This window comes from Shewanella sp. SG41-4 (assembly GCF_014164505.1).
In the GTDB taxonomy this organism is placed as follows: domain Bacteria; phylum Pseudomonadota; class Gammaproteobacteria; order Enterobacterales; family Shewanellaceae; genus Shewanella.
On record NZ_JACJFI010000020.1, the window covers coordinates 1 to 13,260 of the forward strand.

Below are 13,260 nucleotides of genomic sequence, written 5' to 3' on the forward strand. Positions count from 1 at the left end.
TGACGAATTACTAACGCCGTCCAATGCGTTTGAATAATCGAAATGTGATTGCGTGTTTTTCACCTAATACGAAGGATTGCTGCTGCGAATACATCAGCTTAAATATTTATCTCCATCTTCTTTAGTTTACCTACGATGTCTAATTAAACGAGTAAGCATCGAGTGCTAACAATTCATATTCAACGTCTTGATGTATTTTTTGGGTAATACCTCTATCACTTGCCCCTAGCACTGCAATAAGCGGTAAAAAATGTTCCTGAGTCGGATGGTTAAACTTAGCAAATGGTGCGAGTTGTAAGTAGTTCAACAATGATTCGGTATCATTACTCAAGAGTTTTTCTTCAACCCACGTTATGAATTGATTCATCATATTAACGCCATTTGGTGTTTTAGGCTGACGAAATACTTCACCTAAATTATGGCTTATTCCACCAGAACCTAAGATGAGAATATTATCGTGTTTTAATGATGTGAGTAGCTGTCCGTATCGATAGTTTTGTGCCGCCCCAACACGGGTGTTAATTGATATTTGTACGATAGGAATATTTGCTTGTGGGTACATCAATCTAAGTGGGATCCACACACCATGATCCCAACCATGTGTTGGATCTAAATTGACCTTGATTCCAGCGTGGATAAACATGTTGGCAATTTGCTGAGCCAATGCGGGTTCACCCGGTGCAGGGTAGTGAATTTGATACAGTTCATCAGGGAATCGATAGAAATCATGAACGGTTTGTGGTTGCGCTCCTGCGGTAATCACCACATCGTCAGTGACATCTAAATGGGCAGAAAACACCACAATAGCTTTAGGTGTAGGCAATTGTCGGCCTAATTGTTGTAAAAAACGTGATGTTTTACTATTTTCGACAGCCATCATAGGAGAGCCGTGCGAAATAAACAGAGGTTTTTGATGTTGTTGCATATTAAGTATTCTCGTTTAATATCATTTACTACGAGTTTATTGTGAACTCAAATAACCATTTTTAAAAGAGTTTCATCATCATTCTGAATTCGTCAGTAATTGTCGCAAAGAATGTCTGAGTTGCTTGAATACCGGTTCATGACTGTAGCGATGGTGTTGTATAACATCCACATTTGCTTGCCAACCAATCTCTTTAAATTCAGACGGTAACAATACCAATTGACCGCTATTTACATAGTCATTGGCAATATGGTTGGGCAGTAAACACCAACCATGCCCCTGCAACGCAAGTTCGAGCAAAATATAGTAATTGTCGGCGTACCAGGCATCTGGGCTAATGGCGAATTGAAAACTACTGGATTTAGTATTTCGTGAACGGATCAAGAGTTGGCGGTGTAATTTTAAATGGGCTAAATTATCACACACCTGCTGTGCTAATGGGTGAGTACTAGCCACATACATTTCAAACTTAATTGACCCGATTGATTCAAAATCAATGTGAGTCGGGATGGTTAACTCGCTGAAAATAATCCCTGTGACGGCCCGTTCAGTGTCAATCATATCGATAATATCAATGCTTGAAGCCGTTAAAAACTCAAGCGTGATAGTCGGAAATTTAACTTCTAATTCATTAATAATATTGGACAGTTTTTGCAGTGGGATCCCTTCATCTAAACCAATCGTCAGCTCTGATACTGCTTGTTGATCTAAACTTTGGGCACAATTGCGCAGACGTTGATGCTGGCTGAGTAAAACTTGGGCGTGGGGCAGTAGTTTTTTACCTGCGGGTGTCAATTGTGGGTAACGTCCGCTGCGATCAAATAATTCGCTATTGCAGTCAATTTCAAGGTTTATCACATGCTGACTGATAACCGATTGGGCTTTATTTAGGCTTCTAGCTGCCGATGAAAAAGACCCTGTGTTGACTGTCACCACGAACGCTTCAAGCTGTTCAATACTATACATATCGCTTTTACCGATACTTACTAACTTTAATGTATCTTTATATTGGATGAAAATAGTCAAAACGTCACCATTAAATAGAGATAAAAATGCAACGTAGAGAAAGAGTGTTCCATGCAGTGTCTTTTGAACTTATTGCAATGGCTATTATGGTGCCAGCAAGTGCCATATTGATTGAAAAAAATCCAGTAGATATGTTACTGGTGAGTATAGGGTTGACGCTGTTTGCAGTGCTTTGGAATTATGTTTATAACCTGCAGTTTGATAAATGGGTTGGCCCAAATAGAGTTGATCGTAAGATTGGCATGAGAATTTTACATACTCTGGGTTTTGAAGGCGGCATGTTATTGGTCACTATTCCTGCGGTGTCATGGTATTTATCATTAAGTCTACTGGACACCTTGGTGCTTGAAGCTGGAGTACTGAGCTTTATTCTGATTTATACCGGGGTATTTAACTGGCTTTATGATGTGTACCAACCGTACCAAAAATGGTTTGTTAATCTGGCTATTTAATTTTGCATCCTAGTGTAGCTCAGTCAGTACCGTTTAATTTAGCACCGTTTAATTTAATGCAGCTTAAGTTGGTGCAGTTTAATTAGTGCAGTTTAATTAGTGCAGCTTGTTAGTCAGGCTTTAAAGTGAATTAAGTATTGATGAAACAAATGATTTAATTACCAAGCAACATTTATGTTCTATTACTGTCATAGTGGCTGTGGCATCATAATGCGAGAGTAATGATCAGCTGGATGTTAAAAGTGAAAACTTACCGCCTAATTTACGCTGCCGTGGTTATCGCCAGTATGCCGATGTTCATCCCCCCTTTGATGGCAGATACGCTCGCGCCGTTTACCAGTGATGGTTGCAGTGCATTTCCTGATGGCACTTTTGAACAAGGCGAATTATGGTTAGCGTGTTGCCAAAAACATGACTATGACTATTGGAAAGGCGGCTCATTTGATGAACGCCTCACATCAGATAAAGCCTTACGTGCCTGTGTGGCGAATGTGGGCCAACCGCAAATTGCTTTATTGATGTTAGCTGGCGTAAGAGTGGGTGGTTCGCCATATTTGCCCACTCAATTTCGCTGGGGTTATGGTTGGTCATACCCAAGAGATTACGGTGCATTAACTAATGATGAACGCATATAAGTCGAGCGCTTAGCACCACAAAACCATCAGTAACTTAACTGTTTTCCTTAGACAAACTGTTTACGTTACTTATTATTAAAATGTATTAATATTAGTGACTAAGTACGTAAGTCGAAGTGTTTTTTTGGTGCAGATATTAATAGGCTTTGTCATTACCTCAAGCTAATATAAGTCATTCTGTTTTACCGTAAATTGGAAACGCTACAAAATGAAGCACTCAGATAAGGGCATACGTGCGGTTGCGGTACTTGAAGCATCCAAAGGCCTATTGTCTTTACTGGTGGCAGTTGGTCTACATGAATATGCCGGTCAAAATTTGTCAATATTAGCAATAAAACTCGTCACTCAGCTACACCTAAACCCAGCGAGTCATTACCCTGGTATTTTTATTTCAGCAGTGGGTTCAGTATCGCAATCTAGTCTGACGTTAATGGCGTTTGGTGCGGCCGTATATACATCGGTGCGCTTTATTGAAGCCTATGGTTTATGGCATAACATGCGCTGGACCCAATGGTTTGCACTGCTTAGTGGCGCAATCTATTTACCTTTTGAGCTTTATGAAATGATGAGTCATTTTAGTTTACTGAGTGTGATTGTGCTGCTGATTAATCTTGTGGTGGTTATGTATATGTATTTTTTATTGTTTCCTCAAAGAGCATCAATATGAGATTTGCTTCAATGTTCATTTAAACAGATTAAGATAACAGTATTAACAGAGTTTAATGGCCAGCGGTTGATCCATTAAGTGGTAATGTTAGTATAAATACTCACTAACATTGACGATGAGTTAGCGAAATCTCAATTAATTGACTCGAAATGATTTATTTGACCTGAGTTTATTACGTTAATTTATGTAGACATTCGATAAAGTTATTTATTTTATTAAATCAATTTATTTGAATGGAGACCCGTTTTATTAGTGGTGTAATATTTGTGTTAACAGTGTGTGCGGTTTTCGTTGTGGTCATAAAACGACGCTAAAAAAGCGCTGAGATACACTATAATCAACAGATTAACAATAAAGCCTTTTTATTGTTAATCTTGCTGGCTTGTAATCACCATTTATACAAATGCTGTAATGTTATGACTAATTAATTCTACTTTACGAGGAATAAAATGACTGACATCGATATTGGTATAAAAAAAGATGATCGACTAAAAATAGCCGAAGGTTTAAAAAGTTTATTGGCTGACTCTTATACGCTTTATTTGCAAACCCATAATTTCCATTGGAATGTCACTGGCGTACATTTTCGCGAGTTACATTTAATGTTTGAAGAGCATTACACGGAACTTGCTGTAGCGGTAGACGACATTGCCGAACGTATCCGTACTTTAGATGTGGCAGCACCAGGCACTTATAAAGAATTTGCGCGCTTGAGTTCAATTAAAGAAGTAGAGGGCGTTCCGAGTTCTGCTGATATGGTGGACTTACTGACCAAAGGCCATGAGCAAGTGGTGAAAACATCGCGTCAAGTGCTTAAGTTAGCCCAAGCTGCTGATGATGAGTCAACGGCTTCATTAGTGTCTGACCGTATGCGTATACATGAAAAAACCGCGTGGATGCTAAGAGCGACTCGCAAGTAAGCTAGAAGTAATCGTTATTGAACGATGTGTTAAAATTACGCGCTACATTCAAACCGCTGGTTAAACCCTAGCGGTTTTTTAACTTTTATACTATCAGGTGAAGAAATTTATCGATTCAACAGGTTAAAAACGCTAATGTAGCATTTTAATTTTTGAAGCAGCCATTGTGACCAATAACTTAGCCCTTACTGAACTCGCGGCGCATTTGTTTGCACAGCGAAATATCACCAATCCCCATTCTCATTTTGCTTCTGTCGTTCCTCAAAGTATTGACGATGCAATTCAAGTCCAACAACTGATGGCTAGCCTTAATGGCAGTGTTGCAGGTTGGAAATGTTTAGTGCCACAAGCCAATGGCCAATTAATAGTGGCTCCCATTTTAGCCGACGCGGTAATGGGAAGTGCAGATTGTGGCATTATTGCCAGCATGAAAGATCAGCAGGCCATGGCGCTTATCGAACCAGAAATTGCTTTTATCCTTGGGCAAGATATTGAGCCTCATCGGCAGTACAGCAACAGTGACGTTGACCAAGCCATTTCATCAACTCACATGGCACTAGAGCTTATTCAAAATCGTTTTAATAAAGACGACCAACCGAGTTTTTATCAAAAACTAGCCGACGGCCTAAGTAATCAAGGGGTCTATATTGGCCCCGAAATTGATAAGTCTGTAGCGTATTCTGCAAGCCATATTAATGTGTCGGTTATTGAAAACGACAACATAGATATGGCGCAACGATTTGCAGGTGAGCAGCCTTGTCAGTTACCGCAAAGTCCGCTGTATTGGTTAATTAACTATTTATCTGGGCTTGGTGTTACGTTAAAGGCTGGGCAAGCGATTATTACTGGCTCTTATTGTGGCGTGGTCAAGGTTCCGTTGGGGCAAAAAATAACCATTGAATATCAAGATATTGGTCAGTTTGATGTGACCTTTTTTGACGGGTTGAGTCAGTGAATTAGTGGGCAAGTGAAGTGAACTCTCCATATAAAAAAAGCGCCTAGGGCGCTTTTTTTGTTAATCGTTAACCTTGTTGTAACTGTTCAAAAAACTCTTCTAACTGCTGATTAACCGTTTGAGTATCGCCCGTTGCTTTAAGGTAAGAGCGTAAGCCAATAATATTCACTTGCAGTTTTTTGGCTGTTAGGTTTTTATCAAGCGTTGCAGGCAGATCACCTTTAGCTTGAGCTTCACCAATAATGGTGGCAAAACGATGCTCAACCCGGGTCAGTATGTCTTTGGCGATGTCTAAGGTTTCTTGATGCGATTCATCGAGTTCAGCTAAGGTTCTCATCACCATACACAACTCACTCGCTACATTTTCACCACATGGCACGATTAAGCCACGTAAATACTGTTTTAAGCCATCCCAAGCGCTGTCATGTTGCTGCAATATAGTGTTCAAATGACTGTCGGATGTTTGCGCATAATGAATCAATGTTTGATTAAATAAGTCTGCTTTACTACCAAATGCGGCATAAATACTACCTGGACGCATGTCCATGACAGTTTGAATTTCTCGCGTGGATGTCGCTAAAAAGCCCTTCTGCCAAAACAGATTCTTTGCTTTTTCAAGTACGTCTTCGCGATCAAATTTTGAAATATTAGCCATTACATCCTCTTTGGTTAGAAGCCTATTTTACGTTAACCCTATGAGGTAAGGCCAGTACCTTTTGGCAATTTTTTAACCATAGCGGCCAATGGCAGTGATTATTGATAATTATGGACGTGAAATGAACTATTACTATTTGAGCAAACAAAGACAATTCAACCACAATGGAACATCCTATGAGATCCTTTGAATTATACAACGGTGACCGGAAAAACGCAGTGGATAACTTGAGTTGTGTTGTGATATTGGCGTTGAACCAGTCGTGATGAAATGGTGCTATTTTGATGTTGGTGTTGTAATCGAGCTATTGTAATGGCGTTTTTTAAAGGAAAAAGCGGAATTGAAATAGCTAATTCAATTCCGCTTTAAAAGCTAACCGCTAAAGTTACACTTAAGTGAAATCTATCGTAGAAATTGCCCTAATAATGGCTAAGACCAAACCCCTTTTTCGGTTTTACCTTGAATTTCTACATCAGCCAATTTGAATTCAGGCTTGTTAGTGGTTTTAAGTTTAACTTGATAATCGCGAGTTAAATTTACGATGGTCGGGGTTAACAGCATTATGGCGCTGATGTTCACGACCGTCATTAATCCTAGCGCCATGTCGGCCATGTTCCACACTTCTTTTAACGAGGCGTTGGCTCCCCAATACACCATGCCTAAATACAATAGTGTGTAGATGGTGCGGCCATAGATGTTATCGAGTTTAAACAGATGCAAGTTACTTTCTGCGTAGGCGTAGTTGGCCACTACAGACGTAAAAGAGAATAGGGTAATAATGATGGCAACAAACATATCGCCGCTTATTCCCATATGGTAAGTCATGGCGTTTTGAGTGATCCGAATACCTTCCATGTCACTGCCAATACTGCCTTTAGCCAATAAAATTACAATGGCAGTACAACTACACAACACCATAGTGTCAATAAACACCCCAAGCATTTGCACGTAACCTTGCGCAACAGGGTGATTGGGAACCGGTGTGGCACCCGCTGCTGCATGGGGTACACTACCGGCACCTGCTTCATTAGAATACAAACCGCGTTGAATACCATTTTTAATGGCTGCACCCAGTGCACCAGCCGCTGCTTCATTTAACCCAAAAGCAGAGTTAATAATATCCATCAATACCCCAGGGACTTGTTGGATATTAATAATGGTGACGGTTACTGCTGCCAAAATAAATGCTAAGCCCATAAACGGCACCACGAACTCGGCAAAACGAGCAATGCTACGAAGGCCTCCCATAACGATGATGCCAGCAATAAAGGTTATTACCGCCCCAGAATATACAGGCGAAATTTCGAAAGTGTGGTTGAGTGCGTCGGTGATGGTGTTGGCTTGCATGGCACTGAAACTAATGCCGTAACCAAGGAATAAACATAATGCGAATAGTACCGCTAACCAAGGTTTATTCAGTCCTGCGCGGATATAATAGGCGGGGCCTCCTCGGTATTCTTTATGATCGTCGCGCACCTTATACAACTGACCTAAAATGCTTTCAGCAAAGCCAGTCGCCATACCCAATAGCGCAATAACCCACATCCAAAATACCGCGCCGCTACCACCGAGTGATATGGCCATGGCGACACCGGCTAAATTACCGGTACCGACACGGGCTGACAAACCTGTACACAAGGCTTGATACGAGCTAATGCCCGATTTGTCACTTTGAGTACTGCCTTTCATTACCTTAAACATGTAACCAAAATGGCGAAGTTGAATAAATCTTAATTTCAATGAAAACCATATACCGGCAAATACCAATATATAAATGAGTACTTGGTACTCGCCCCACAACACATTGTTGGTGAGCGATATAATGTCATTAATCATTGAACAACTTCCTTTTATTGAGTCTTCTCTTTATTATTAGAGTTTGTTGTTAAGAGTCTTTTAAAGTTTGTTGATGTTGACGTTTATCTTTTCGATAAATGGATCCCTGCCAACATACAACGAACAGAACCGCCGGCCATTTCTATAGCCGATACGTTTAATGGTAGCAGAGTCACGCTTTGAGTGAGTAACGCAATTTGCTCATGTGTTAAGGCATCAAAAGCACGTTGTGATAATGCTAAAAAACGACCTTGTTTCGACTGTAACTCTAATGCATTACCACAAAAATGACGAATTTGATCTTCGGTTAAGTTAATAATCAACCGGCCACTGTCTTCAAATCGTTGAATAATTTGCTGACGACGTTGAGTGTCCTTAATCATATCGAACCCAGCCATGACAAAATCACTGCCAATACACATCAATACATTGGTGTGATAAACCGGTATTCCTGCTTCATCTTGCGCATCAAACACCATTGGCTCAAAATTAAATTGGGTACAAAAACGCTCGAGCACTAATGAATCGGTACGTTTGGAGCGAACCGCATAAGCCACTCGTTCAACATGATCGAGAACCATGGCACCAGTACCTTCAAGATAAATGTTGTCGTATTCTAAGCCTGAATAATCGATAACATCCTGGACTCTATATTGCTGTTTGAGCAAATCGATGATGTCAGTTCGGCGCTCTTTACGGCGATTTTTAGCATACATAGGATAAATGGCAACATGACCGCCAAGATGGGTCGAAAACCAATTGTTAGGAAACACCGAGTCTGGTGTTTCTGTGGTGGTATCTTCAAAAACGTGCACTGTGATACCAGCAACTTGTAATAGTTGCTGAGCTTCTGTCACTTGATCATAAGCTTGTTGCGATAGTTGCAGAGCATCTTCGGCCATTTCATGGCTTTGATAGCTGTTATCTGGCAATGTTTCAGGGTTAGGGCTGAAATGATGTGGACGGATCATCACCACCACTGATGGCGCTTGAGGGTTAATGGCCATTATTCACCTACTGCCAAGCGACTAGCTTGAGATGCTGGGGTTAATAAACCAAATAAATCCCGAGGGTTTTCTTGGTTTGTGAGTAACTCGAGTTGCTGATGACCCTGTTGCTGCATAATTAAATCATGTACATATCGTAATGCGGAAAAGTCTTCAATTGCAAAGCCGACACCATCAAAAATAGTCAGCTGTGAATCATGAGTGCGACCTTGTTGCTCGCCGCGAATAACGCGATACATCTCTGTTACGGCAAAGGTTTCATCTAATTGCTGGATATCACCTTCAATACGAGTTTGTGGCTCATATTCCACAAACACATCGGCACGCAATAGTAAGTCTGCTTCAAGTTCTGTTTTGCCCGGGCAATCGCCGCCAATAGCATTAATGTGCACACCATCACGCACCATTTTGCTGGTTAAAATAGTAGCATTACGTTTATCGGCAGTGCAGGTGGTGATCATATCTGCACCTTCGATAACACTTTCGGCAGAATCACATAATGTAAGAGTGATGCCTTGATCTGCTAGGTTATGCTGGCATTTAGCCATTGCGCTTGGATCAATATCGTAAATTCTGACATTGGTAATGCCTAACACCACTTTACAGGCCAAAATTTGGAACTCAGATTGAGCTCCACAACCTATCATCGCTAATGTTGTGGCGCCGCGTGGGGCCAAGTATTTTGCCATCATGGCCGAGGTTGCCGCGGTACGAAGCGCGGTGAGTATGGTCATTTCAGACAACATTACAGGATAACCACTTCCCACATCAGACAACACGCCAAAAGCGGTGACAGTTTGTAAACCGATATGGGTGTTTTTAGGGTGGCCATTGACGTATTTGAAGCTAAATTGTTGTTGATCACTGGTTGGCATTAGCTCAATCACGCCGTCAGTTGAGTGGCTAGCGAAACGTGGCGATTTATCAAATGACTCCCAACGACGATAATCTTGTTCTATATAGTCCGTTAATCCTAATAGAAACGCCTCAGTGCCAACGTGTTTTAGTAAAGCTAACATGGCTGTGACACTGACAAAGGCAACATTTGAAGACTTTTTATTGATGGCTATATTCATTATATTAATCACTTTAGTTGACACGTTTGGTCATGTTGACCAAACGCTAAATAATACTGTGATTAATGATATCGAGTGCCTTTGCTAAACAAAATGCTATTATGTTGTAATAATTTAACTATTATTTGTCATAATGCTGGGTTGTATAATACAAAATGACAATTGTTCGCTTAATAAGGTCTTAACGCAATGCAACCACCACATCAATCTTCTCATCCTTATTTATATGATTCGCTCGATAAGCAACTCATTTCTATCCTGCGCAAAGATGCAAGAGCGTCAATTTCTAAGCTGGCGCAAGTTTTACAAGTTTCCCGCGGTACGGTGCAAAACCGTTTAGACAGATTGATTAGTAGCGGCGCTATTTTAGGGTTTACCATTCGCGCCCACGAACAAATTGAATCTAATGTGGTGCGGGCCATTATGATGATTGAAGTAGTAGGGCGCTCAACAACCCAAGTGATCAATAAACTCAGGGGCATACCGCAACTCGAAAAATTGCATACTACTAACGGCGCTTGGGATTTAGTCGCCGATATTAGGGCCACCAGTTTAGAAGAATTTGATAAAGTGTTGAGGGAAGTTCGCACCATTGAAGGGGTACTTAATAGTGAAACCAGCATTTTATTGAGTACAGTGTAATAATCACCACTGAGCTGACGTCTAATATCTGCCCACGCTAATCGGACAATGCTAAGTGGCCTATGATGCTTTACCGAACGAGGAAACGGTTACATGTCGAACGTTAGTCTGCCTTTTAATGCAAGTCAGCAACAATTAGCATTACTGCGATTAGTCAATTGGGGCCTTAAAATCGGCCTTATTTTGTTTGCTACCGACTTATTTGGCTTAACCACACCTCCAATAACCTTGTCTTACGTGCTCATATTTGAAGCTTGTTATGTCGGCTTTAGCTACCGATTTCATCGACTCAGCATGAACAACAATGGTTTGTTGTTTTTAACCTTATTGTTAGACACCTTGTTTTGGGCTACCTGGTTATATTTTACCGGTGGAGCAACCAATGCCTTTGTTTCATTACTGTTATTACCGATTGCGATTTCAGCGATTACCTTACCCAGATGGGCACCGTGGTGCTTAACCATCGTATCGACGATATTTTATACTTTGATGATTGTTGATATCACCAAGCAAAATAATAGCCCGTTAATGGATCATGATATGAGCCAAATGCCAATGGCTGCAAATCATGTTATGCCTGCAAGCCACAGTATGGACATGGGATCGCACTATTTAGGCATGTGGTTTAATTTTGTGATTTCCGCATTGGTGTTAACCGTTACCGTAGGCTTTATTGCTAAACGCATTAGGCAAAAAAATGCCGAGCTACGTTATTTAAGAGAAGCGCAGTTACGCCAGGAAAAAATATTGGCCTTAGGCACCGCATCAGCGCAAATGGCCCACCAACTGGCAACGCCGTTAGCCACATTGCGTTTACTCACCGATGAGTTAGTCGATACCCATCATGATGCAGAACAAATGGAATTGATCAGCGAAATGCAGCAAGCGTTGAATCGCTGCGAGGTCACCTTAGCAGACTTACGTTTAGCGACAGAGTCGATACGAGAGCACAAATTGACAGAGCAGCGTGTCGACAAATTAGTGGCAACCTTAACCGAACAGATAAGTTTGTTGATGCCAGAAGCACAACTGAATATCGCCATAGCACCACAAGTTGAGTCACGTATAGTCATGACCGACATGAGCTTGTTGCCTGCATTAATGGCGTTAATTCAAAATGGTATTCAGGCCAGTGAAGATAATCAACACCAGACCCGCGTAGATATCAATATTGGTTTGTCACAACCCAATCAGCTGAGTATGACTATACGTGATTACGGTGTCGGCATTGCGACTCATCTATTACAAACTTTAGGCAGTAATATGGTAAAAAGTCCCAAAGGGATGGGCATCGCGGTATTATTAAGTCACACCAGCTTTGAGCGATTAGGCGGTAAGTTATACCTTAAACCACACTCAGAATGCGGCACAGAAGCCATCGTGACACTGCCGTTAAGCGTATAAAAAGCGAGTTGCAGCTATTTTAAACGAATAGAAGCGAATCGAAGTAAACAGACGTTGAAATAAACCGAAATTGAAATAATAGACGTTGAAGTAAATACAAGCTGAATTGAGAACATCATGAATAAGCTGTTGATTATAGAAGATGATTTAGCCCTAGCGACCATATTAGCTCGCCGCCTTGGCAAACATGGCTTTGAGTGTAAAACCTGCCATCACGCCAGCGACAGTTTATTAATGGCCAGGCAATTTGTGCCAACGCATATCGTGTTAGACATGAAACTGGCTGAACATAATGGTTTGTCGTTAATTAAACCGTTAAGACAATTATTACCCAACGTCCACATGGTATTGCTCACAGGCTTTGCCAGCATCGCGACTGCGGTAGAGGCCATCCGCCTCGGCGCAGACAATTACCTCGCCAAACCCGTCGACACTCAAACCTTATTAAATGCATTATTAGTCACACCAGACACTACAACGACTTACGATGATATTGAAGAACTACCCCTTAACCCCAAACGGGTCGAATGGGAACATATTCAACAAGTCCTCGCCACCAACAATGGTAACGTATCAGAAACTGCCCGCCAACTGGGCATGCACCGCAGAACCTTGCAGCGCAAATTGCTGAAAAAGCCAACGGCAGATAATCGGTAGAATAGGGGAGTTGGGTGTTTGTCCTACTTTGGACAAAGGGTGTTTTTAGATATTGCTTCATGGCCTGCGGCCATTAACGTCGTGGCGCTTTACCCACACCAGACTAACATCGCAAGGTTCCACCCTGCACGGGCCAAAAGGGGATCAACAGCAATCCCCTCTTGGATCACCCCTGCTGTTCCGGCAACATTTTCGCTTTTTAACCAAACAACAGCAGCGAAAACATTGCGACGGAAATTATCGAGCTTCTGACAGCGAATGTAACCATCTTCAGCCTTATTCGAAAATGCTAACACTTCCGATGGTACATCCTGTACCGCGAAAGCTAGCGGGCCATCCATGGCCAGCTCACGCTATTTTCTTCAACGGCCTCAAGTTCAGAGTTGAATAAGGCATTTATGAA

General features: G+C 41.4%; 15 protein-coding genes. 8 read left to right on the plus strand and 7 right to left on the minus strand.

Features of this window, described 5'->3' with window-relative positions; translation table 11 throughout:
* Positions 1-139 precede the first annotated feature (139 nt).
* Complete coding sequence (locus H5202_RS03655; protein ID WP_182770850.1) at positions 140-925, minus strand: DODA-type extradiol aromatic ring-opening family dioxygenase; 786 nt, start codon at positions 923-925, stop codon at positions 140-142.
* A gap of 78 nt (positions 926-1,003) precedes the next feature.
* Complete coding sequence (locus H5202_RS03660; RefSeq protein WP_182770875.1) at positions 1,004-1,891, minus strand: LysR family transcriptional regulator; 888 nt, start codon at positions 1,889-1,891, stop codon at positions 1,004-1,006.
* A gap of 86 nt (positions 1,892-1,977) precedes the next feature.
* Between H5202_RS03660 and H5202_RS03665 the strand changes: the two genes are divergently transcribed.
* The 5 genes from H5202_RS03665 to H5202_RS03685 all read left to right on the plus strand — a co-directional run bounded on the left by H5202_RS03665 (position 1,978) and on the right by H5202_RS03685 (position 5,580).
* Entirely contained in the window at positions 1,978-2,403 is a 426-nt protein-coding gene (locus H5202_RS03665) for a PACE efflux transporter (protein ID WP_182770851.1), read from the plus strand.
* A gap of 233 nt (positions 2,404-2,636) precedes the next feature.
* Positions 2,637-3,038, plus strand: a complete 402-nt coding sequence (locus tag H5202_RS03670) for a hypothetical protein (protein ID WP_259397176.1) — start codon at positions 2,637-2,639, stop codon at positions 3,036-3,038.
* A gap of 208 nt (positions 3,039-3,246) precedes the next feature.
* Entirely contained in the window at positions 3,247-3,705 is a 459-nt protein-coding gene (locus H5202_RS03675) for a DUF2127 domain-containing protein (RefSeq protein ID WP_182770852.1), read from the plus strand.
* A 449-nt stretch (positions 3,706-4,154) separates the two neighbouring features.
* Positions 4,155-4,625 carry a Dps family protein gene (locus H5202_RS03680; RefSeq protein ID WP_182770853.1) on the plus strand — a complete coding sequence of 157 codons (471 nt, stop codon included), beginning with the start codon at positions 4,155-4,157 and terminating at the stop codon, positions 4,623-4,625.
* A 166-nt stretch (positions 4,626-4,791) separates the two neighbouring features.
* Positions 4,792-5,580 (plus strand): 2-keto-4-pentenoate hydratase, encoded by a 789-nt coding sequence (locus H5202_RS03685; protein WP_182770854.1) that lies wholly within the window; start codon positions 4,792-4,794, stop codon positions 5,578-5,580.
* Between the two features lie 67 nt (positions 5,581-5,647).
* Here H5202_RS03685 and H5202_RS03690 read toward each other — a convergent pair whose 3' ends face one another.
* From H5202_RS03690 to H5202_RS03705, 4 genes are all read right to left on the minus strand, one after another.
* Complete coding sequence (locus H5202_RS03690) at positions 5,648-6,235, minus strand: TetR/AcrR family transcriptional regulator (RefSeq protein WP_182770855.1); 588 nt, start codon at positions 6,233-6,235, stop codon at positions 5,648-5,650.
* Between the two features lie 429 nt (positions 6,236-6,664).
* Positions 6,665-8,071 (minus strand): alanine/glycine:cation symporter family protein, encoded by a 1,407-nt coding sequence (locus H5202_RS03695; protein WP_182770856.1) that lies wholly within the window; start codon positions 8,069-8,071, stop codon positions 6,665-6,667.
* A gap of 83 nt (positions 8,072-8,154) precedes the next feature.
* A complete protein-coding gene (gene ctlX / locus H5202_RS03700; RefSeq protein WP_182770857.1) occupies positions 8,155-9,078 on the minus strand; it encodes a citrulline utilization hydrolase CtlX in 924 nt (307 codons plus the stop codon).
* Positions 9,078-10,154, minus strand: a complete 1,077-nt coding sequence (locus tag H5202_RS03705) for an ornithine cyclodeaminase (protein ID WP_182770858.1) — start codon at positions 10,152-10,154, stop codon at positions 9,078-9,080. The genes ctlX and H5202_RS03705 overlap by 1 nt, the downstream gene beginning before the upstream one ends.
* A gap of 189 nt (positions 10,155-10,343) precedes the next feature.
* On the opposite strand from H5202_RS03705, the gene H5202_RS03710 reads away from it, so the two are divergent.
* The 3 genes from H5202_RS03710 to H5202_RS03720 all read left to right on the plus strand — a co-directional run bounded on the left by H5202_RS03710 (position 10,344) and on the right by H5202_RS03720 (position 12,857).
* Positions 10,344-10,796 carry an Lrp/AsnC family transcriptional regulator gene (locus H5202_RS03710; RefSeq protein ID WP_182770859.1) on the plus strand — a complete coding sequence of 151 codons (453 nt, stop codon included), beginning with the start codon at positions 10,344-10,346 and terminating at the stop codon, positions 10,794-10,796.
* A gap of 93 nt (positions 10,797-10,889) precedes the next feature.
* Positions 10,890-12,200 (plus strand): sensor histidine kinase, encoded by a 1,311-nt coding sequence (locus H5202_RS03715; RefSeq protein ID WP_182770860.1) that lies wholly within the window; start codon positions 10,890-10,892, stop codon positions 12,198-12,200.
* A gap of 117 nt (positions 12,201-12,317) precedes the next feature.
* Positions 12,318-12,857 carry a response regulator transcription factor gene (locus H5202_RS03720; protein ID WP_041412921.1) on the plus strand — a complete coding sequence of 180 codons (540 nt, stop codon included), beginning with the start codon at positions 12,318-12,320 and terminating at the stop codon, positions 12,855-12,857.
* A gap of 89 nt (positions 12,858-12,946) precedes the next feature.
* Here H5202_RS03720 and H5202_RS03725 read toward each other — a convergent pair whose 3' ends face one another.
* The gene (locus H5202_RS03725; RefSeq protein WP_182770861.1) at positions 12,947-13,198 is read right to left on the minus strand and encodes a hypothetical protein; all 252 of its coding nucleotides are present in this window, start codon (positions 13,196-13,198) and stop codon (positions 12,947-12,949) included.
* Positions 13,199-13,260 lie beyond the last annotated feature (62 nt).

Bases quoted from the DNA above. Each gene is read 5' to 3' on its own strand.
- H5202_RS03655 (WP_182770850.1), bottom strand. From the start codon at position 925: ATGCAACAACATCAAAAACCTCTGTTTATTTCGCACGGCTCTCCTATG.
- H5202_RS03660 (WP_182770875.1), bottom strand. From the start codon at position 1,891: ATGTATAGTATTGAACAGCTTGAAGCGTTCGTGGTGACAGTCAACACA.
- H5202_RS03665 (WP_182770851.1), top strand. From the start codon at position 1,978: ATGCAACGTAGAGAAAGAGTGTTCCATGCAGTGTCTTTTGAACTTATT.
- H5202_RS03670 (WP_259397176.1), top strand. From the start codon at position 2,637: ATGTTAAAAGTGAAAACTTACCGCCTAATTTACGCTGCCGTGGTTATC.
- H5202_RS03675 (WP_182770852.1), top strand. From the start codon at position 3,247: ATGAAGCACTCAGATAAGGGCATACGTGCGGTTGCGGTACTTGAAGCA.
- H5202_RS03680 (WP_182770853.1), top strand. From the start codon at position 4,155: ATGACTGACATCGATATTGGTATAAAAAAAGATGATCGACTAAAAATA.
- H5202_RS03690 (WP_182770855.1), bottom strand. From the start codon at position 6,235: ATGGCTAATATTTCAAAATTTGATCGCGAAGACGTACTTGAAAAAGCA.
- H5202_RS03695 (WP_182770856.1), bottom strand. From the start codon at position 8,071: ATGATTAATGACATTATATCGCTCACCAACAATGTGTTGTGGGGCGAG.
- ctlX (WP_182770857.1), bottom strand. From the start codon at position 9,078: ATGGCCATTAACCCTCAAGCGCCATCAGTGGTGGTGATGATCCGTCCA.
- H5202_RS03705 (WP_182770858.1), bottom strand. From the start codon at position 10,154: ATGAATATAGCCATCAATAAAAAGTCTTCAAATGTTGCCTTTGTCAGT.
- H5202_RS03710 (WP_182770859.1), top strand. From the start codon at position 10,344: ATGCAACCACCACATCAATCTTCTCATCCTTATTTATATGATTCGCTC.
- H5202_RS03715 (WP_182770860.1), top strand. From the start codon at position 10,890: ATGTCGAACGTTAGTCTGCCTTTTAATGCAAGTCAGCAACAATTAGCA.
- H5202_RS03720 (WP_041412921.1), top strand. From the start codon at position 12,318: ATGAATAAGCTGTTGATTATAGAAGATGATTTAGCCCTAGCGACCATA.
- H5202_RS03725 (WP_182770861.1), bottom strand. From the start codon at position 13,198: ATGGATGGCCCGCTAGCTTTCGCGGTACAGGATGTACCATCGGAAGTG.